The organism is Alloalcanivorax balearicus MACL04, from assembly GCF_025532145.1.
Lineage (GTDB): Bacteria > Pseudomonadota > Gammaproteobacteria > Pseudomonadales > Alcanivoracaceae > Alloalcanivorax > Alloalcanivorax balearicus.
Genome location: NZ_ARXS01000031.1, coordinates 36,490 through 54,709, shown reverse-complemented (window position 1 = coordinate 54,709; position 18,220 = coordinate 36,490). Strand labels below are relative to the sequence as shown.

Here is an 18,220-nt window from a genome sequence, read left to right as displayed (position 1 = left end):
AAGGCCGTTTCCCTCTAAACCGCGATGAACCTTTTTTATTTGGCGGTCGTGGGCGGTTTTGATGAGAGCCCTCCGGTTCGACCAGCCGGCCTTTGGCCGGCGCAGGACGTCGCCCTTGGGCGACGGGGCGAAGCCCCGAGCGTCAGCGACAATCCCTCCCTCACCGTCAAATAAAGAACTCCGCCACCTCCTCATGGCCTTGACGTTTAACGTTAAGCGTTATACTTTCTCTCAATGATTAAGAGCTTTTGTTGCCCGGACACTCGCAGCTTGTTTGAGACTGGCAAGACCCGCCGTTGGAGCGGGATTGGCAGAGTGGCTCAACGCAAACTGGCCATGCTGCATGCCGCCAGAGAGCTGCGGGATTTGTTGTCACCGCCGGGTAACAGGTTGGAGGCGCTTAAAGGAGACCGTTTGGGACAGCACAGCATCCGCATCAATGACCAATGGCGAATCTGTTTCCGTTGGACAAGTGTCGGGCCGGAGGATGTGGAAATTGTGGATTATCACTAAGGAGGCCAGGCCATGATTCAGAATGGAATGCGTCCGGTCCATCCGGGCGAAGTATTGCGTGAGGAATTCCTGGAGCCGCTGGGTATCAGCGCCCATGCTCTATCGCGGGCGCTGCATGTCTCGGCGCCGCGCGTCAATGAGATCGTACGCGAGAGGCGCGGCATTACCGCGGATACGGCGATGCGATTGGCCCGCTTTTTCAACACAACGCCGCATTTCTGGATGAACCTGCAAGCGGAGTACGATATTCGTGTCGCCGAAAACATGTCCGCGAAGGTGATCGCCGAGGAGGTTGAGCCCTACAAAGCGGCTTGCGTGTAAGGCTTCTGATGTCGATTGTGTCGCTCTATGTTGCGCGGCCAGACTTCTTTTTTCTTGCCGTACCCTTGCGGGCGGCAGGCTCACTGCTATTGGGTTGCGGCAGGCCGTCCCCCTGCAGGGTATCCAGAAACAGCCGGACTTGCTCCGGTGTAATATGCTGCCACTCCCGGGCGGCGAGTACCTGATCGACTTCCTCGGCCCATTCCAGCCAGGTTTCCGCCAGCCGGATCCCCCGTTTGAGGGTCAGGAACACCCCCATGAATTTGCCAAGCACGGTGGCCGGCAGCGATTCGAATACGGCCCGTTTGCGGTACAGGTGCTCCAGTGTCCGCCGGTAATGCTCCCGCAGCTGGTTCAGTTCCGTGGCCAGGGTATCCGGGTCCTGCAGATGCATGGCGGCGACCTTCACCATGAAGCCGTCATTGAGCCGGGGTACCGCAATCGGCTTGGCGAGCCATTCCTGCATGGCCTGCCAGCCGGCCTGATTCAGATGGTAAACCTTGCGCGGCGGTCGCGGGGCGTTGTCCACCGTCTCGCAATCCAGCAGCCCATCCTTATGCAGCTTGGCAAGATCCCGATAAATCTGCTGAAAGCTGGCATTCCACAGATAGCCATAGGTGTGCTGAAAGCCTTTGACGATGTCGTAACCGGCAGCGCCGCCGCTACCCAGGTAGACCAGCAAAACGTGGCGTAGGGACATCTTTTTCCTCCTCCGCTGATGGTACACATCGCTAAACTTGATTAATACTCAACATGTTGAATGGATGGGCAAGATGGCGTAGGGTTGCTTAAAAAACACCCAAAGGAGGACGTCATGGATGTGACATCGGGGTCGACCCCGGCTACCTCGGAGCACGGTCGCGGCCCAGCCGATACAGCGGCGGTCAGGCCAGACCGGCTGGGAAGTAGCGCGGATTGGGAGGAAAGGATGATGCCCTGGCATTACCGGGGCGATCCATTGGCGGAAGCGGTAACCGGTCGGCTTCGGGAGCGGCGTGCTTCCCTGGGGGGCGCCGCGGCAACGGTTCGTCGGTTGGCGGACGAAGGGGATGTGGACTGCCAGCGGCTGTGGGCGGATATGGAAGCGGTGCCGGATTGGGTGGATTTTGGCCTGATGCGCCGGGGTGGCGCCATGGCGCAACGTCATTTCCCGCATCTGATTCTGGGGCTGACCTACGGTTGTCTGCCCCTGACTTTCGCTCATCCGGACGCGGCGGCGATCTTCGTCGGTACCGGTCGTATGCAAGCCAATATCAGCCGTCGTCTGAATGAATCGGCCTCGCTGTTTTTCGGTGTATGTGACAGTGATGCTCTGGCACCGGGAAAGGCCATGTGGGAAGCCTGCTTACACGTTCGCCTGGTCCACGCGCTGGTCAGAACGAAATGTCTGTCGGACGGATGGGATCAGCTCAATCACGGCATGCCGGTAAGTCAGTTGGCCACCGCCGCCGGTCCGGCCTTTTTTGGCTCTCACTTACTGGATTGCATGCGCCGTCTGGGAGCCCGCATCAGTGATGAAGAAGCGGCCGGCTATTGCCTGATATGGCGATATACCACGCGGCTGCTGGGTGTGTCGTTGGAATTACTGGGGGAGACGCAACAGCAGCAGGATGGCTTTGACAGCTGGCTGATGAGCCGGTTTTTCGCCCCGGACGACACCGCCAAGACGATCATGGCCTCACTGTTGGATGGGCTGTGTTCGCTGCCGCCCACATCACGATTACCTCGATCCCTGCAGGTTGCGTTGTTCCGCCGCATGTTGGGCGATGAGATGGCGGAGGGCTTCGGGATTCCGGTCAGTCGCGGAGGCGAAAAAGCACTATCGATGACGCGGCCGATGTTGGCCGGTCTCTCCCGCCTGCAAAGGGTTCCAGGTACGTCCACGGGGTTGCGGCACTTGGGGCAACGCATCCTCAGCCGGCTAGCTACCGAAGGACTGGTCAGCCCGGCATCCGCCGGCACTGCCAAATAGGAAAGGGGTAAATAATGAGAATAACGACCTGGAAGACAATACGGAATCTGGCGCTCTTGTTGCTGTTGGTGATGCCGCCATCGCTGTCGGCGCGAACACTCTGTGTGTTCAGTCTGGTCGGTGCTCAGGGGGAACTCTGGGAGCAGATGGAAGATTACCGGGTGGCGGCTCTGCAGTGGGGCGAGCCGCTGTCATTACGGGTCTTCACCGATGAACGGATCGCGGCGGAAGACCTCAAGGCGGGGTTATGCGATGGCCTGATGATGACCGGCATGCGGGCACGCCAGTTCGTGCCGTTCACGGGCAGTATCGACGCCATTGGCGGCTTGCATAACTACCAAAGCTTGCAGGTTCTGATCGAATTGCTGGCGGATCCGAGGCTGGCGGCCTCCATGCGCCATGGCGCCTATGAGACCGCGGGCATTTTGCCGTTGGGAGCGGCTTATCTGCATATCAACGACCGCGCCATCAACAGCGTGGAAAAAATGGCGGGTCATACCATGGCGGTGTTCGATAACGACCGGGCTCAGATTCTGATGGCGGAGCATATTGGTGTGCGCCCGGTATTGTCCGACGTGAGTAATTTCTCATCGAAATTCAACAACGGTGTCGTCGATGTCATTGCCGCGCCGGCGTTGGCGTATAGGCCGCTGGAGCTCTATCGGGGCGTGGGCCTGCAAGGTGTGGTGCTGAAGCTGACCACGGTTCAACTGACGCTGCAGCTGGTATTGCGTCATGAACGCTTTTCGCCGGAATTCATGGCGCGCTCCCGGCGCTATTTTTCCGGCCAGTTTGATCGGACCCTGAAAGTGATCCGGGCCGCGGAAGACGACCTCCTGTTTTTCTATCCGCCGCCTGACAAGGACCGGGAGCGATATGCGGAGATGATGAACGAATCGCGCCGCTTCCTGATTGAGGCCGGCGTGTACGACAAGGACATGATGCGTTGGCTGAAAAAAGTGCGCTGCAAGGTGTCTCCCGCCCGGGCGGAGTGCGTGAACGGAGGGGAATGGTGATGCGCTGGATATATGGTTTATGCCTGCTGGGACTGCTGGCGTCGTCGACTCTGGTCCATGCCGATGTTGCTTCCCGATTGATGGAGCGGTATGTGCAGGCCTTGCAGCAGAAGGACGGTGCGGCACTGGCCACGTTGCTGGGAGCGGATGCCAGGATCAAGGTGACGCTGCTGATGGGGCGGGAACCGCCTATGGTCATCTCCCTGACCCGCGCGGAGTATCTTCAGCAGCAGCGCGCATTATGGAACTTTGCCAACGACTACGCGGTTACGGTGAGCGACCGGAGTGTTCCGGAAAAAGGGGAAGGCGCGGCGGTGACGTTTGAGCAAAAGGAACGTTATCAGCTGTTGCAGGGGACGCTGAACCGGAATAGCCAGATGACCTTACGAACGACCCGGGATGGGAAAAGCGCCATCACGGAGATACAGGCGCGTATCAAGCAATGGTGAACCTGTGGCGGGAGCTCTCGACGACTCCCGCGAACCGGCTTATTGCTTGCCCGAACCGTCCTCTCGTTTGGACGCGGCGGTTTTCAGCGCCGCATAGGCGAAGCCGATCAGCAGGCCGGTGGGGATCAGGCGCCACATTTCATCGAAGCCGAAGAAGAACCAGGCGGCAAGAATAACGGCGGTGAGGCCAAGGAGCAGGGCGACAAGTCGGGAAGCGGACACGGTGTTCTCGTGAATCGGTAGTGGACGGAGCCGCAGAGGCTAGCCGAGAGGCGGGGGCAAAGCAAACCGGAAGCCGGGCCGCTTCCGGTTGGTCGCCAATGACGCGTCAATCGCGATAACTGTAGGCCTCCTGGGAGATGCCGCCATAGCCATAGGCGGCGGCGCGGCAGTCGACGATGTGGATATTCGAGTGGGGATGCACATCGCCGAGCAGGCGGCTCAGTTCCCGAAACGCTTGGTCCTGGTAGTCCGCTTTCTGTTGTTTGGTGTTGGTCTCATCGGTGATGGTCACCACCAGCCGGAAAGAGTCCTTATTCAACTCGACCAGTGAGCGCCCGGCGATGAACCATTGCTCCCTGGGCAGATATCGGATCTGCACCATGGTGCGTTGCTCTTCCTTGTCCAGCACACGGCAGGTCAGGGCGGTGAGGGTTTTGGCGATATGGCGGGCCTGTGCGGGGTCGGGGGTGCCGGACAGGGTCAGATCAATCCCGGGCATGACTCAATTCTCCAGATCGGGCTTTCAGGTGGTAAGGAAGGGACAGGCTAGAGTAGATTTGGATATCCGAATAACGGGAATATAAGATGTAATCCATCGGTTAGGCCGATGGATGGCGCAAACTTGGAATGATGGGCGATGAAACGCTTCGATCTGGAATTGTTGAACACCCTGGTGACGGCGGTGGAGCAGGGCAGCCTGTCGGCGGCGGTGCCGATCCTGTGCCGTTCCCAGTCCACCCTCAGCGAGCAGGTGAGGAAGCTGGAGGAGCAGTGCGGTGTGCCGCTGCTGGTGCGTGGCAAGCAGGGCGTGGTGCCGACCCCGGCGGGGCAAAGGCTGGTGGACCACGCGCGCAAACTATTGGCTTTGAACGACGTCGCTTATCAGGATATGCAGGGACTGTTGCTGGCCGGGGATGTGCGGCTGGCGATCACCGATTATTTTCGCCCGGACTGGGTGCCCACCCTGCTACGCCGTATCCGGGGCCGTTATCCGCGCTTGCGTTTGCATGTGGCGATCCTGAAAAGCGCCTTCGTCGAAGAGGAAGTGACGGCGCGGGAATACGATCTGGGCATTTCCATGATGCTGCCGGACGCGACGCCGGAGCCGCCCACCGACGCGGAGCAACGGCGGCTGTTACGCCGTGAGCCGTTGTTCTGGGTGGCCCATTCTTCGCTGGAATTGACGCCTTCCGAGCCGGTGCCGATAGTGGCGCTGCCGGCCAGTTGCGCCTTGCACCGTTATACCATGAGCATGCTGGAATCCCACCGGCGACCCTATTACATCGCCCATTCGGCGTCCGGGGTGGCGGGTATGCATCTGGCGTTGTCGGCGGGGCTTGGCGTCGCTTGCCTGAACGCCTCGGCGGTGCCCGAAGGGCTGACACGGATCGGTGGGGCACTCAATCTGCCCCGGTTGCCGCCGGTCCGTTTTCACATGTCCTCCGCCACGCCGGCGGTGTCGGCGCTGGTGGCGGAGGTGCGAGGCATGTTGGCGCAGTCCGCATGCTAAAGGACGCCGTGCTTCGAGGTCAGGGGGATTCGCGCGGGTACTCAAGCTGCATGGCGACCACCCGGGCGGTGCCTTCACCGTAGCGGTTATGGATGTCCCGCAGGGTTTGATCCAGTACCCGGGCGGGCGGTTGTGCCGCCGGGGCTGGCAGGCGTTGTGACCGTGGCCAGTCCGGCCGCACTTGATCGGCGAGCAGGCGAATACCGTTGCGGCTTTCCACGCTGGCGCTGGCGGCGAAGGTGATCGCGGTTGAGCGATAGGTGCGCGACCAAGCGTCCATGGTCAGCGCCAGAGACACTTCATCCACGCCGGCGCGCAATGGCATGGCCCATTGTTCCCGATTCCAGAACGCCAGGGTGTTGCCGATCACGGTGAGCGCGAAAGGGCGGCTGAAGGTGAAGCGGCGGCTGTCGTGGCGTGCGTCCCAGCGCGTCATGCCAAGGTCTTTGGCAACCTGCCGGGCCCGGTCGGTGCCGGCGATGGCCTCGACCAGCGTCAGCATCATCGGCATGGAGGCGGAAATGCCGGTGGTGGTCGCCACCCCCCGGTCGACCACGAAGCGGCGGTTCGGCACATAGCGGGCGGACGGGCTTCGCTTCAGCAGCGCCTCGAGATAATACCAGTGCGTGGTGGCCCGCTTGCCGTCCAGCAGGCCGGCGGCGCCGACCACCTTGGCGCCGGCGCAGACGCCGATGATGATCGCGCCGCTGGCGGCCTGTTGCTGAATCCAGCGTAGCGCCACGGGGTCGTCATCGCGGCTCATGGCCGGCACCACCACATAGTCGGCGCCGTCCGGGTGGCGCCGGTCGAAATCGGCGATGGTGGCTTGCGGCTCCAGTTTCAGCGCCGGATAGAGCTGCATGGGGCCGGTGCTGGTGGCCACCGCCACCACGTCCGCCACGTCGGCACGCCGCAGGATGCCGTAGCTGGTCAGATAATCGGTGGTTTCGGTGGCATCGTTGATGCCGATGATGGCGATCAGGGGACGCGCGCGTTTCGGTGGCGCCAGAGCCCGGAGCGTGGCGTCGATTTCCTGTCGGGCGATCGGCGGCGGTGAACTGGTGGCCGGTGTCGGCGGCAGAGACAGCAACCCGCCGCCAGCCAGGACAACAAGCAAGCTGGCGGCGCCAAGGCCACCCCATAACCAATGTCGCCGAGTCATCGTGGCGTCTCCCAAGAGTTTGCTTGATCTTTACCCTAGACCGGCTAGGCTTTGTCTGAAATGTCATAAATCAGGCAAAAACTGCCATGACTCGAACCGTTGCTGTCGTTATCCATCCGGGCTTTCAGATGCTGGACGCCACCGGCCCGGCCACGGCATTCGAGATCGCCGAGCGGTTTTGCCCCGGCAGCTACCGGCTCCGATGGCTGGCACCGGAGGCGGGGGAAGTGGTGAGCTCATCTCAGGCAAGAGTGATGGCCGAATCGCTGGATGACGGCCCTTTCGACACGGTGCTGGTGTCAGGGGGAGAGATCGTGCGCTCGCCGTCCGCGGTCAGGGAGTTGATCGGCTGGCTGGCGCAGGTGAGGGCACGCCGTATCACCAGTGTCTGTTCCGGAGCCTTCCTGCTGGCGGAAGCCGGTTTGCTGGACGGGCGCCGCGCCACCACCCATTGGGGCGGGTGCGACTGGTTCCGCCGGCGTTATCCACGGGTGCGACTGGATGCCGAATGCATCTTTGTCAGGGACGGGAATATCTGGACTTCAGCGGGGATTTCCGCCGGCATTGATCTGGCTCTGGCCTTGATCGAGGACGATCTGGGAGAAGAGCTGGCGCGCCGTACCGCGCAACAATTGGTGGTGCATCATCGCCGGCCGGGAGGACAGTCGCAGTTCTCGGCTCTGGTGGCGCTGGGTGGGCGCAGCGGCCGCTTCGCCGAGCTGATCCAGTGGATGCGGGCGCATCTGTCGGAGCCATTGACGGTGGAGTGTCTGGCCGAACGCGCCGCCATGAGCCCCCGGCATTTCGCTCGCAGTTTCATGGCGGAAACCGGGGTGACGCCGGCAAAAGCGCTGGAACGGCTGCGTCTGGAAGTGGCGCGTAATGCGGTGGAGACGGGATATGCCTCATTTGAACGGATTGCCGAGGAAGCCGGCTTCAAGGACCCGGGTCGTATGCGCAGGGCTTTTCTTCGTGCCTTTGAACTGCCGCCACAGGCGCTAAGACGATCAGCGAGACATCAGCGGCGATGAGGCTGGCACCGCCGCTGACACCGATTACTTTCCACTAACTCCCCACTAACTCGCCAGTCCGTCCAGGAACGTCTTGAGGTGCTGATTGACCTGATCCGGCGCTTCCATCTGAATCCAATGGCCGATGCCGTCGAGGATGATGACCTCAGTGAGGTCGTCCATCTGTGACGGCATGCGCTCCAGTGCCTTGGCGGCGAACTGGATCACCGGATCTTCCTCGCCACCAATGAACAGGGCGGTGGGCTGGATACGCTGGCGGCCGTCGGCATGCTGTTCTTCCCAGGATGCGTCCATGGCCCGGTACCAGTTGATCGGTCCGGTCAGGCCGCTGTTTTCGAAGCGTTCCACATAGACATCCAGATCCGACTCGGTCATCCAGGACGGTTGCGGCCCTTGCGGGGGCTGCAGAATGTCCAGGAAGCCGGTGACCGGCTTGGCGGCGCGGTGTTTTTCCCGCATGCCGGGGCCGGATAACGCATGATACATACGGCGCAGGAAATCGCGCACATCCGCTTCCAGTTCCTGTTCCGGGATTTGTGGTTGCTGGAAATACAGTTGGTAGAAGAAACGCTCGCCGAAGGCCTGGCGCATTTGCTCGGTAGGCCGGCGCGGACCGATGCCGGGATAGGGAACGGAAAGTCCGACCACGGCGCGGACCCGTTGCGGATACTCACGAGCCACCTGCCAGGCCAGGGCACAGCCCCAGTCGTGGCCGATCACCACCGCTTGCCCGGCACCGAAAGCGTCGAGAATGCCGATCACGTCCTTGACCAGTTCGCTTTGCCGGTAGGCCATCGGCTCCTTGGGCGCGTCGCTGTAGCCGTAGCCGCGCAGATCCGGTACCAGCACGTGATAGCCTTGCCCGGCGAGAAAGGGCGCCTGATAACGCCAGGAGTACCCGCACTCGGGGAAACCGTGCAACAGAATAATGGCGGGACGGCCCCGTTCACCGTATTCACTGACGTGGAACGTGAGACCGTTTGCTTCCACGCGCTGCTCTGTAGCGTTTGCCATGTCGAAATGCTGCCTGCTGTTATTGGAATGGGGGCGCGGCTTGTCCCGGCCCGACAGGAACAACAGCATACCGTGGGGAATGGGCGGAACAAAACAAAAACGCCGGATGCTCCGCCCGGGGCCTGGGTCTATTGGCGGTGAAACAAGCCCGCCTCGACCAGGCCGTTGGCGATGGTGTTGGCGAATTTCTCCGCGCCGGCTTCCAGTCCACGTTGATTCGCCGTTACCGTGGTGCCCTGCCAGACAATCGCCTGTTGCGCTACGTCCCAGAAATCGGTGCGGGTCACATACAGGGTTTCGGTAATGAAGAAATCCGGGCCGAAGGTTTCCGGTTGCATGGTGAGGCCGGCGGTGACCGGTGCCTGGGAGGACGCCTCGCCACCCACGTGCACATCCTCGACATTTTTGTCGAGTAAATGAATCGCCACGGCACTGTCGAAACCTTCGTCACGCATGCGTTGCGCGAGATAGTCACGGCTTTTGCCTTCAATGCCTTTGTGGCCATAAACATCCAGCGCCGCGCGGGCGTCGACGCCCCGGGCGCGCAGCCGCTCAACGATGGCGTGTTCCAGCAATGGCCGTATTTCATGATCCACCAGCAGGCCCACCACCACCGATTGGTAAGGAGGCTGGGCCGTCTTTTCGGTGTTGGCTTTCACCTCCACCAGCCTGGTGTTGCTGTACACCGAAAGACAGCCGCTCAGTAACGTCAACAACAGAGCGGGAAGGGCGTATTTCCATGCTTTCATCGGTTTTCCTCTTGCTCGACGGCGACCCTGGCCGCCGGTTTCCTTGTGAAAAAAGTCAGAACGTTACGCTGGTGCTCAGGGCCACATAATCACGATCGGAGACGGTGCTGTAGGCCTGATCATTATAAGTGGTGTAGGACAGCGTGGTGGTGGTGTTGCGGTAATCGAAGCCCAGCGACAGGCCCAGCGAGCGCTGATCTTCCTGCAGGGCGTCATCGCTGGCGTAACCGTCCACGCCATGACGGAACGACAGTCCCGGGGTCACGGTGACCGGACCAATCAGGTTGGCGTAGGTGGATTTCACCGAGACCTGGTAGCCCCAACTGAAATCGGTGACGTAACCTTTGTCGCCCGGGTCGCCGACGCCGTATTGGGTGTGACGGCGGAAACGCATCTCGCTGGTGCTGGGCAAGTCCGGAATCCATTCAAACGCGGTTTGCAGGGACAGCACTGTTTTCTGCGCCTTGAGGAATTCAGGAATTACCGTGGTGAAGGTGAATTCGGCTCGCTGGATGTCGAACTCTCGGTAGCCGTGAACCACATCGCCCGATGCAACGCCGTTGATGTAGTCCTGAGTGCCGGAGGGTACTTTGGCATTGTTACCGCCGAGGGTGCTGCTGGCGGTTTGCGAGGTCAGGTCCGAGGTGTTGATCTGGATCGGCATGTCCTTCAGGTAACTCAGGTTCATGGACAGGTTGCCGATGCCGGCGAAGGTCTTGTCGGCGGTCAGACCAAACACCTTGATGTCTTCCGGATATTCGTAGAAATAGTGTACCTGGTTGAACGGTGCCGGCTGTGCACTGGGCGTATCCAGTTTACGGGTGGAGTAGATCGGCAAACGCATGTGGTAGTTGAAATAATAGGCGCCGACCTTGGCCCTGGCTTTGGCGAACTGGTAGTCGAACTTGAAGCCGTACTGGCCGTCGCCGCGAGCGTCGTCGTCTCCTTCCCGCACGAAATACAGGTCCTGTTCCTTGGCGTCCTGGCTCGGTAGCGGTGTGCTGCCGGAGAAGGTGCCGTTACAGCCAATGGCTGTGTTGTCCAGGGAGGAATAGAAAGTCCCGCAGCCATCGAGTACCGCTTTCTCCCAGTCATATTGGTAGAAAGCCTTGGCGGAAAGGTGCTCGAACGGACTGAATTCCAGGCTCACCATGCCGGAGGGAATCAGATATTCCTGATAACCGGAGCCCGGCCGGTGCAATGCGGCCAGATCCACCGCGTTCAATGACGACAGTGAACCACGGGAATACAGGCTGCGGCCCCACATCAGGAACTGATCCCCGACCTTCACCGACAACGGCCGGCCGTTCACCTCGAAGTTACCGTAAACGTAAGCTTCCTGAAGGTTGCCGCCGGAAAATCGGGCGCGCCGGTCGAAGTCGTCATCGTTGAGCGGCGTATCCGGCTGATAGTCGTTGGGGAAATGGCCATGGGGAACGTCCTGTTCCTTGAGGACATAGTCGTACCAGGCCTTGGCGCTGATCACCGCGCCATAATTTCGGTATTTGAAATCGAAGCGACCGAACAATTGCGCCACGCCATTGACCAGATCGCCGGCGTCGTAGTTCATATTGCCGTCGTCGGCCACCGCCGAATTGGTTTGGCCGCCATTGGGCACGTCCGGCGCGAACAGCAGGTCCTTGTTGGCGGACTGCACCCGCATGGCGGTACCGAGGGCGCCCTTCACCGTCCAGGCGACGCTGGCGTCCTCGCCCAGTTGGTTTTCGCCGGCCCAGGCCGGCATACACAGGGGCAGGGTGCCGAGGGTGCAGGCCACCCCGGCCAAGACTCTTATCCTCATTGTATTTCACTCTCCACTGGGGGCCGCTCGAACGGCCCCTGATCGTTGCTGTTTTTCTCTGTGCGTCACGACAAACCGGTCTGTCCTGACCAACGGTGAAAATCGGACGACGTCACCGTCCGCACCAAGAAAACGATCCTTCGGAGTGGGGGCCGGTGCCGGGAAAGGCACCGGGGCTGGCCATATCGGCGGGGGAGTGGTCCGGCAAGACCGGCAACATCCCATGACGCCGAAAATGGAGCAGGCAGGCATTGTTCTTTTGCTTTGGCCGCCGTCCGTGACGGTCACCCTTCGGGCCGTCGCAGGCGATGTCCAAAATCGTTCCCGACGATTTTGTGTGGCCACCGTCCATGGCGGCCATCCTCCGGACTATCGCTAAAGCGATGTCCAAAATCGTTCCCGACGATTTTGTGAATCAGTGTTTTGAAAATCGCCGGGAGGGCGCATTCAACCTCTCACTGGGGGGAGGGTCAACAAGGACAAGTAAGTTGCTTTGATCGAAAAATGATCTATTTGGCGTATTTTTGATTAAAAAGAAGACAATAAGAGAAGAATCCAACAGAAATGTATATCTGTTTTCCTTGGGTGCTACTTTACGTAACACTCCGGGTGTCCGGCGGATGACGGGCAGGCAAGCGGGGAAAGCGCGGTGTGGTACGAGAGTGCTACGAAAAAACAGGACGCGAATGCGGTGGGAGGAGCGCTGTTACTGTTTGTGGGAAAAAAGGTAACACATGCTGAAAATCGGGGGCGGTCTGCTGCGTAAAGACGGTAAATTCGCCGAAACATGAAGGGTTTCGTGTGGAAAAGCCGTTGGCCTTTTGCTTTCGTTTGTTATGACCGGACAGTCATTAGTGGAAATGGGTCAGGAAGAACTAAAGGATGACGGTTTTCACCGTATTTCTATCGGTTTTGCTGGTGGACGGGGGGCGGCACATTACTTTAGAAATAGAGGCGGAAATAGAAGAAAGATGAAGGAAAAACAGCAACTTAGTGTTCTTAAATTGGAGGCACGATGGGGCTGGACAGGTAAAAAAACTTAGGAACATACTTAACGGCATGCCCGCGTCCGCTGCCCTTGGTGGTAACGTGGAAATGACATTGAATGCCTCTTTGGCATCATTAAAGGAATATCCCTGGCCTGTGAAACGGAAGGATGTTCCACGAAAGTGGATCGTCGCGTGCCCGCGGCGATGAAATAAAACGGCAAAACAACAACAAAGTGGAGAGCTTAAATGTTGAAGCCCGTTCGTACCCTCGTCACCGCCTCCTTGCTGCTGGCAGGTAGTGCCGTCAGCGCCGCGGAGACGGTGAAACTCGCTTTGATCGACCCGCTAACCGGCCCCATGGCCGCCGCCGGCCAGCCGGCGTTCGAGCACCTCAAGCTTGAAGCTGAACGTATCAACGCCAATGGCGGCCTGAATGGCGCCAAATTGGAAATCGTTGGCCTGGATAACAAGGTCAACCCGCAGGAGAGCCTGGTACAACTGCAGAAGGCCATCAACGATGGCGTCCAACTGGTGACCCAGGGTAACGGTTCCTCCGTTGCGTCCGCGCTGATTACTTCCGTGGAGAAACACAACCGCCGTAACCCGGGCAAGGAAGTGTTGTATCTGAACTACGCGGCGGTGGACCCGGCTTTCACCAATGAGCGCTGTTCCTACTGGCATTTCCGTTTCGACGCCAACGCGGACATGAAGATGAACGCGCTGACCAACTACATCGCCAACAATGAAGATATCCACAAAGTCTATCTGATCAACCAGGACTACAGCTTCGGTCATGCGGTTTCCAAGTCCGCCCAGGAAATGCTGAAGCAGAAGCGTCCGGATATCGAAATCGTTGGCAATGACTTCCACCCGCTGGCCAAGGTCAAGGACTTCACTCCGTATGTGTCCAAGATTCAGGCTTCCGGCGCCGACGCGGTGATTTCAGGCAACTGGGGGCAGGACATCACCCTGCTGGTGAAAGCGGCCGCCGAATTCGGTCTGAAAGCGCCGTTTTACACCTACTACGGTGCGAGCTCCGGCGTGGTGACCCAGTTGGGTGACAAGGGCGTGGACCGGATCTATCAAATCAACGAGTACTACGGTGATTTCGAAGATCCGGAGATGGCCAAGCGTCAAGTGGAGATGTACGAGAAAACCAATTGGGATTTCTACTATCTGCGGTTGAGCACCATGCTCGACATGCTCAAGGCCGCCGCTGACAAAGCCGGCTCCACCGATCCGAAGGATCTGGCCAAGGCGTTGGAAGGCCTGAGCATTGAAACTCCCACCGGTGAAGTGACCATGCGGGCCGAGGATCACCAGATCCAGTTGCCGATGTTCATTTCGGTGATGAAAGACGGCATGAAGTACGGCGCGGAAGGCACGGACTACAACTTCCACAAGGTCGCGGAGATTGCTCGTGACGACGTGACCCTGCCCACCACTTGCCGCATGCGCCGTCCCAACTAAAGGCGGCCATGACTCCTTGTTGATGCAGTAAGGGCAGCGGAGATTCCGCTGCCCCGGGAGCCTGCTCATGCTCGAAATTATCCTCTTTTCCCTGCTGAACGGTATTTTGTACGGTCTTTTGCTGTTCATGCTGTCCAGTGGCCTCACCCTGATCTTCTCCATGATGGGGGTGCTTAACTTCGCCCATGCCAGTTTCTATATGCTGGGTGCCTATTTTGCTTACACCCTGGGCATGCATACCGGGTTCTGGGCGGCTCTTATCCTGGCCCCCATTCTGGTGGGCGTGGTAGGCAGCCTGGTGGAGCGTTTCGGTTTGCGCCGGGTGCACGTCAATGGTCACGTGGCGGAGCTGCTGTTTACCTTTGGCCTGGCCTATGTCATTGACGAACTGGTGCAACTCACCTGGGGCACGGTGGCGGTGCCATACCGTGAGCCGGACTATTTACGTGAGCCTCTGTTCACCCTGTTCGGCACCGACTACTCCATTTTCCGTGGCGTGGTCATCCTGATTTCCATTTTGATGTTCGTGGCGCTGTGGTACCTGCTGAAGAAAACCCGGGTCGGCATGATGATCCGCGCCGCCCTTACCCATGGCGCCATGGTCGGCCATCTGGGGCATAACGTTCCGCGGCTGTTCATGTTGGTGTTCGGTTTCGGCTGCGCCCTGGCCGGGCTCGCCGGTGTCATCGGTGGTCCTCTGCTGGCCACGGAACCGGGCATGGCGGCCACTCTGGGACCGATTGTGTTCGTGGTGGTGGTGGTGGGCGGCATGGGCTCGTTGCCCGGTGCTTTCTATGCCTCCCTGCTGATCGGTCTGTTGCAAACCTTCTTCGTGGCCATCGATGCCTCCGTCGCCGACATCCTCGGTATTTTCGGATTGCAGATCGACCCATACGGCGAAGTGGCGCGCATCACCCTGGCCAACCTGGCTCCGATGACACCATTCATTCTGCTGGTGCTGATGCTGATCTTCCGGCCCCGCGGTTTGATGGGAGAGCTTGAACCATGAGTGACGACATGACTGCTACCATGATCCGCTCCAATCAACGTTTTGCTCTGCGCGGGCTGGTGCCGTGGCTGGTATTTGCCGCGGTACTGTTGATCCTGCCTTTCATCTTTACCGATGGCTTCAGCTTCACGCTGATGAACGCCATTGGCATCAATATCGTCTTCGCCCTGTCGTACAACATGCTGTTGGGGCAGGGTGGCATGCTGTCCTTTGGTCACGCGGTATTTTTTGGCCTGGGCAGCTACGCCGCCATGCACGCGATGATCGCCATCGACGACGCTTCCTATGCCGGCGAAGGCTTCTGGGCGCATGTGCCGGTGGTCGCCATGCCGCTGATCGGCATGATCGGTGGCGGCCTGGTGGCGCTGGTGTTGGGCTGGCCGTTCTGCCGCCGCGCTGGTACCGCCTTCGCCATGATTACGCTCGGGTTGGGCGAGATGATCGCCGCCGCTGGTCAGATGTTCCCTTCCGTATTCGGTGGCGAAGCGGGTATCTACGGTAATCGCATGGTCGGACCGCAATGGTTTGGTCTGGAGCTGGCGCAGGCGGCGGACGTGTATTGGTTTATCGCGTTCTGGACCTTCGCCGGTGTATTGGCCATGTGGGCGTTCACTCGCACGCCTTTGGGGCGCTTGTCCAACGCCGTGCGCGATAACGCCGATCGTTTGCAGTTCATCGGCTACCAGCCACGTAACATTCGCTTTCTGGTATTCATCGCATCCGGTTCCTTTGGTGGTTTGGCTGGCGGTATGGCGGCGGTGAACTACGAGATCATCACGCCGGAATCGCTGGGCTTGATTCCCTCTGGCCTGGCGTTGCTGATGGCCGCGGTGGGTGGTCTGGGCGTGTTTTATGGTCCGATCGTCGGCGCGGTGCTGGTGACGCTGATGAACTCATTGCTGAGCGACTATTCGGACGCGTCCATTTTGTATGTGGGACTGATCTTCCTGTCCATCGTGATGTTCGCCCCACGTGGTCTGGGCGGTGGTATCGAGCATGTCCGGACCGCTTATCGTGAAGGCATCCTGGCGCGGCGTCTGCCCGGCTGGATCGGAGGCGCGGCGGCGGTGCTGTTGATCGCCCTGGGCCTGATTATCGTCATCGAAATGATGTTCGCCGGCCATGGCGGCGGCGATACCGTGAACGTTTTCGGCATCCAGTTCCAGGCCGGTGGCGCTACTGGTTGGTTGGCCGGTGTGGTGGCCCTGGTGGTCGGTGTGCTGGTAATGCGAGCGACCAGGAAAAATCGGGAGGTGAACGCATGAGCGCCTTGAACATCAAGGGCCTGAAGAAGCAGTTCGGCCCCGCGGAAGTCATCTGTGGCGTGGATCTGGTGGTGGAAAAGAACGAGGTTCACGCTGTGATCGGCCCCAACGGGGCCGGTAAATCCACGTTCTTCAATCTGCTTTCCGGCGCATTTCCTCCGACCAGCGGGGAAATCCAGTTGTACGGTGAACGTATCGACGGTCTGTCGCCAGAGAAGATCCAGAAACGGGGTCTGTCCCGTTCCTTCCAGGTCAGCAACGTGTTCGGCAATCTCAGTGTGTTCGAGAATCTGCGCTGCGCCTGCTTCAAGCAAAGCCGTGCCGGTTACGTATTCTGGCGTTCGGCGGCGCGGGTGCGCGAAGCCAATCGGCGTGCCGAGGAAGTGCTGGAGATGATCGGCTTGCAAGCACTGCGTGACGTACCGGCGGGTTCTTTGCCGTATGCCAGCCAACGTGCCCTGGAAATCGGTATGACCATTGCCTGCGACGCACCGGTGGTGCTGCTGGATGAGCCCACGGCGGGCATGAGCAACACCGAGACCGCCCAGGCCATTAAGCTGATCCGCCAGGTGGCCGAAGGCCGAACCCTGATGATCGTGGAGCACGATATGGGGGTGGTGTTCGAGCTGGCCGACCGTATTTCGGTACTGGTGTACGGCAAGATTATCGCCACCGGCAAGCCGGAGGATATTCGCAATGATCCGAAGGTGCGGGAAGCGTATCTCGGCGAGGAGGCGGCATGATGCTGGAAGTGAACGATTTGCACGCCTACTACGGCAAAAGTCACATTCTCAATGGGGTGAACTTCCATCTCAACGAAGGCGAAGTGGTTTCACTGCTGGGACGTAACGGGGTGGGGCGCTCCACCACGGTGAAGTCGATCATGGGTGAAGTGCCGCCGCAGGGATCGATCCGTTTCCGTGGCAAGGAAATCGCCGGACTGCCCAGCCATGCCATCGCCCGGCGTGGGTTGGGGTATGTGCCGGAAGACCGGGATATTTTTCCCACCCTGACCGTGCGCCAGAACCTGGAACTGGGCATCAAGAATCCGAGAAAGCCGGGTAAATGGAAGGTCCAGCAGATGTTGGACATGTTCCCCAACCTGGCCCGCCGCGCGGAATCTCCGGCCGGGGTGCTCTCCGGCGGGGAAAAGCAAATGCTGACCATGTGCCGGACCCTGATGGGCGATCCGGAACTGATGATGATCGACGAACCCACCGAAGGGCTGGCGCCGTTGATCGTCAAACAGATTGGTGAGCTGATCAGTGATATCGCCAACGCCGGTGTGTCCATTCTGCTGGTGGAACAGAAGCTCTCCATCGCCATGGATATTTCGCACCGGGTGCTGGTAATGGGCCATGGCCAGATCGTCTTCGAGGGCACGCCGGAAGAACTGCGCGCCGACGATACGACCCGCAAGGAGTGGCTCGAAGTGTGAACTCCGATGGCGGCCCTGGCCGCCATCGCTACTCTTTACGCATTCCATTGAGCAATGAGCTGACCCGTCCTCCGGACGGGTTTTTTTGTCACGGTTCAGAAAAAAGAGATTGTCCTCAACGAAGAGGCTGAACCGCCTTACGGCTCTCCACGAAAAAAACCCGCTTGCCGCGCATCTGACCTGAACTCACCGGCAGACCGGCTATTCGCACCTTTTCAGACCTCCAGGCGCGCGAAAAGATGGATGAGCGTCAGGAAAAGACGATGCGGATGGTCTTCCCGCATCCCTA

At 59.8% G+C, this 18,220-nt stretch carries 19 protein-coding genes; 12 read left to right on the top strand and 7 right to left on the bottom strand.

From position 1 onward, the window contains the following. Positions 1-234 precede the first annotated feature (234 nt). Positions 235-513: a type II toxin-antitoxin system RelE/ParE family toxin gene (locus MA04_RS19085; RefSeq protein WP_055100556.1), complete on the top strand. Its 279-nt coding sequence runs from the start codon at positions 235-237 to the stop codon at positions 511-513. A gap of 12 nt (positions 514-525) precedes the next feature. Then, on the top strand, positions 526-834 hold the full coding sequence (locus MA04_RS19080) for a HigA family addiction module antitoxin (protein WP_055100557.1): 309 nt from the start codon (positions 526-528) through the stop codon (positions 832-834). 25 nt (positions 835-859) lie between these two features. On the opposite strand, the gene MA04_RS19075 is transcribed toward MA04_RS19080, so the two are convergent. Next, positions 860-1,534, bottom strand: coding sequence for a PadR family transcriptional regulator (locus tag MA04_RS19075; RefSeq protein ID WP_262462219.1), 675 nt, complete (start codon positions 1,532-1,534; stop codon positions 860-862). 228 nt (positions 1,535-1,762) lie between these two features. Between MA04_RS19075 and MA04_RS19070 the strand changes: the two genes are divergently transcribed. The 3 genes from MA04_RS19070 to MA04_RS19060 are packed head-to-tail and all read left to right on the top strand — an operon-like array spanning position 1,763 to position 4,271. Continuing rightward, entirely contained in the window at positions 1,763-2,806 is a 1,044-nt protein-coding gene (locus tag MA04_RS19070) for an oxygenase MpaB family protein (protein WP_262462217.1), read from the top strand. A 14-nt stretch (positions 2,807-2,820) separates the two neighbouring features. Next, on the top strand, positions 2,821-3,822 hold the full coding sequence (locus MA04_RS19065; RefSeq protein ID WP_163121498.1) for a putative solute-binding protein: 1,002 nt from the start codon (positions 2,821-2,823) through the stop codon (positions 3,820-3,822). Next, positions 3,816-4,271, top strand: coding sequence for a hypothetical protein (locus MA04_RS19060; RefSeq protein WP_262462215.1), 456 nt, complete (start codon positions 3,816-3,818; stop codon positions 4,269-4,271). The genes MA04_RS19065 and MA04_RS19060 overlap by 7 nt, the downstream gene beginning before the upstream one ends. A 39-nt stretch (positions 4,272-4,310) precedes the next feature. Here MA04_RS19060 and MA04_RS19055 read toward each other — a convergent pair whose 3' ends face one another. Next, positions 4,311-4,493, bottom strand: coding sequence for a hypothetical protein (locus MA04_RS19055; RefSeq protein ID WP_014993958.1), 183 nt, complete (start codon positions 4,491-4,493; stop codon positions 4,311-4,313). A 106-nt stretch (positions 4,494-4,599) separates the two neighbouring features. Further along, on the bottom strand, positions 4,600-4,992 hold the full coding sequence (locus MA04_RS19050; protein WP_262462214.1) for a tautomerase family protein: 393 nt from the start codon (positions 4,990-4,992) through the stop codon (positions 4,600-4,602). A gap of 138 nt (positions 4,993-5,130) precedes the next feature. On the opposite strand from MA04_RS19050, the gene MA04_RS19045 reads away from it, so the two are divergent. After that, positions 5,131-6,003 (top strand): LysR family transcriptional regulator, encoded by an 873-nt coding sequence (locus MA04_RS19045; protein ID WP_014993960.1) that lies wholly within the window; start codon positions 5,131-5,133, stop codon positions 6,001-6,003. A 19-nt stretch (positions 6,004-6,022) separates the two neighbouring features. Here MA04_RS19045 and MA04_RS19040 read toward each other — a convergent pair whose 3' ends face one another. Further along, positions 6,023-7,165, bottom strand: coding sequence for a DJ-1/PfpI family protein (locus tag MA04_RS19040; RefSeq protein ID WP_262462211.1), 1,143 nt, complete (start codon positions 7,163-7,165; stop codon positions 6,023-6,025). An 86-nt stretch (positions 7,166-7,251) separates the two neighbouring features. Here MA04_RS19040 and MA04_RS19035 point away from each other — a divergent pair, with 86 nt between their 5' ends. Continuing rightward, positions 7,252-8,196: a GlxA family transcriptional regulator gene (locus tag MA04_RS19035; protein ID WP_262462209.1), complete on the top strand. Its 945-nt coding sequence runs from the start codon at positions 7,252-7,254 to the stop codon at positions 8,194-8,196. Between the two features lie 45 nt (positions 8,197-8,241). Here MA04_RS19035 and MA04_RS19030 read toward each other — a convergent pair whose 3' ends face one another. The 3 genes from MA04_RS19030 to MA04_RS19020 all read right to left on the bottom strand — a co-directional run bounded on the left by MA04_RS19030 (position 8,242) and on the right by MA04_RS19020 (position 11,760). Next, complete coding sequence (locus MA04_RS19030) at positions 8,242-9,210, bottom strand: alpha/beta fold hydrolase (protein WP_240342640.1); 969 nt, start codon at positions 9,208-9,210, stop codon at positions 8,242-8,244. A 128-nt stretch (positions 9,211-9,338) separates the two neighbouring features. After that, positions 9,339-9,959 carry a hypothetical protein gene (locus tag MA04_RS19025; RefSeq protein WP_262462207.1) on the bottom strand — a complete coding sequence of 207 codons (621 nt, stop codon included), beginning with the start codon at positions 9,957-9,959 and terminating at the stop codon, positions 9,339-9,341. A gap of 55 nt (positions 9,960-10,014) precedes the next feature. Beyond that, positions 10,015-11,760: a DUF1302 domain-containing protein gene (locus MA04_RS19020; protein ID WP_262462205.1), complete on the bottom strand. Its 1,746-nt coding sequence runs from the start codon at positions 11,758-11,760 to the stop codon at positions 10,015-10,017. A gap of 1,235 nt (positions 11,761-12,995) precedes the next feature. Between MA04_RS19020 and MA04_RS19015 the strand changes: the two genes are divergently transcribed. The 5 genes from MA04_RS19015 (at position 12,996) to MA04_RS18995 (ending at position 17,931) form a co-directional block, all read left to right on the top strand. After that, on the top strand, positions 12,996-14,219 hold the full coding sequence (locus tag MA04_RS19015; protein ID WP_014993964.1) for a branched-chain amino acid ABC transporter substrate-binding protein: 1,224 nt from the start codon (positions 12,996-12,998) through the stop codon (positions 14,217-14,219). 67 nt (positions 14,220-14,286) lie between these two features. Next, entirely contained in the window at positions 14,287-15,228 is a 942-nt protein-coding gene (locus tag MA04_RS19010; RefSeq protein WP_163121481.1) for a branched-chain amino acid ABC transporter permease, read from the top strand. Next, complete coding sequence (locus MA04_RS19005) at positions 15,225-16,493, top strand: branched-chain amino acid ABC transporter permease (protein ID WP_163121479.1); 1,269 nt, start codon at positions 15,225-15,227, stop codon at positions 16,491-16,493. The genes MA04_RS19010 and MA04_RS19005 overlap by 4 nt, the downstream gene beginning before the upstream one ends. Then, positions 16,490-17,236 carry an ABC transporter ATP-binding protein gene (locus tag MA04_RS19000; protein ID WP_163121477.1) on the top strand — a complete coding sequence of 249 codons (747 nt, stop codon included), beginning with the start codon at positions 16,490-16,492 and terminating at the stop codon, positions 17,234-17,236. Before MA04_RS19005 ends, MA04_RS19000 begins: the two co-directional genes overlap by 4 nt. Continuing rightward, positions 17,233-17,931, top strand: a complete 699-nt coding sequence (locus MA04_RS18995; RefSeq protein WP_262462203.1) for an ABC transporter ATP-binding protein — start codon at positions 17,233-17,235, stop codon at positions 17,929-17,931. Before MA04_RS19000 ends, MA04_RS18995 begins: the two co-directional genes overlap by 4 nt. Positions 17,932-18,220 lie beyond the last annotated feature (289 nt).

Coding starts and splice junctions, on each gene's coding strand:
- MA04_RS19085 (WP_055100556.1), top strand. CDS start 235: ATGATTAAGAGCTTTTGTTGCCCGGACACTCGCAGCTTGTTTGAGACT.
- MA04_RS19080 (WP_055100557.1), top strand. CDS start 526: ATGATTCAGAATGGAATGCGTCCGGTCCATCCGGGCGAAGTATTGCGT.
- MA04_RS19075 (WP_262462219.1), bottom strand. CDS start 1,534: ATGTCCCTACGCCACGTTTTGCTGGTCTACCTGGGTAGCGGCGGCGCT.
- MA04_RS19070 (WP_262462217.1), top strand. CDS start 1,763: ATGATGCCCTGGCATTACCGGGGCGATCCATTGGCGGAAGCGGTAACC.
- MA04_RS19065 (WP_163121498.1), top strand. CDS start 2,821: ATGAGAATAACGACCTGGAAGACAATACGGAATCTGGCGCTCTTGTTG.
- MA04_RS19060 (WP_262462215.1), top strand. CDS start 3,816: ATGGTGATGCGCTGGATATATGGTTTATGCCTGCTGGGACTGCTGGCG.
- MA04_RS19050 (WP_262462214.1), bottom strand. CDS start 4,992: ATGCCCGGGATTGATCTGACCCTGTCCGGCACCCCCGACCCCGCACAG.
- MA04_RS19045 (WP_014993960.1), top strand. CDS start 5,131: ATGAAACGCTTCGATCTGGAATTGTTGAACACCCTGGTGACGGCGGTG.
- MA04_RS19040 (WP_262462211.1), bottom strand. CDS start 7,165: ATGACTCGGCGACATTGGTTATGGGGTGGCCTTGGCGCCGCCAGCTTG.
- MA04_RS19035 (WP_262462209.1), top strand. CDS start 7,252: ATGACTCGAACCGTTGCTGTCGTTATCCATCCGGGCTTTCAGATGCTG.
- MA04_RS19030 (WP_240342640.1), bottom strand. CDS start 9,210: ATGGCAAACGCTACAGAGCAGCGCGTGGAAGCAAACGGTCTCACGTTC.
- MA04_RS19025 (WP_262462207.1), bottom strand. CDS start 9,959: ATGAAAGCATGGAAATACGCCCTTCCCGCTCTGTTGTTGACGTTACTG.
- MA04_RS19020 (WP_262462205.1), bottom strand. CDS start 11,760: ATGAGGATAAGAGTCTTGGCCGGGGTGGCCTGCACCCTCGGCACCCTG.
- MA04_RS19015 (WP_014993964.1), top strand. CDS start 12,996: ATGTTGAAGCCCGTTCGTACCCTCGTCACCGCCTCCTTGCTGCTGGCA.
- MA04_RS19010 (WP_163121481.1), top strand. CDS start 14,287: ATGCTCGAAATTATCCTCTTTTCCCTGCTGAACGGTATTTTGTACGGT.
- MA04_RS19005 (WP_163121479.1), top strand. CDS start 15,225: ATGAGTGACGACATGACTGCTACCATGATCCGCTCCAATCAACGTTTT.
- MA04_RS19000 (WP_163121477.1), top strand. CDS start 16,490: ATGAGCGCCTTGAACATCAAGGGCCTGAAGAAGCAGTTCGGCCCCGCG.
- MA04_RS18995 (WP_262462203.1), top strand. CDS start 17,233: ATGATGCTGGAAGTGAACGATTTGCACGCCTACTACGGCAAAAGTCAC.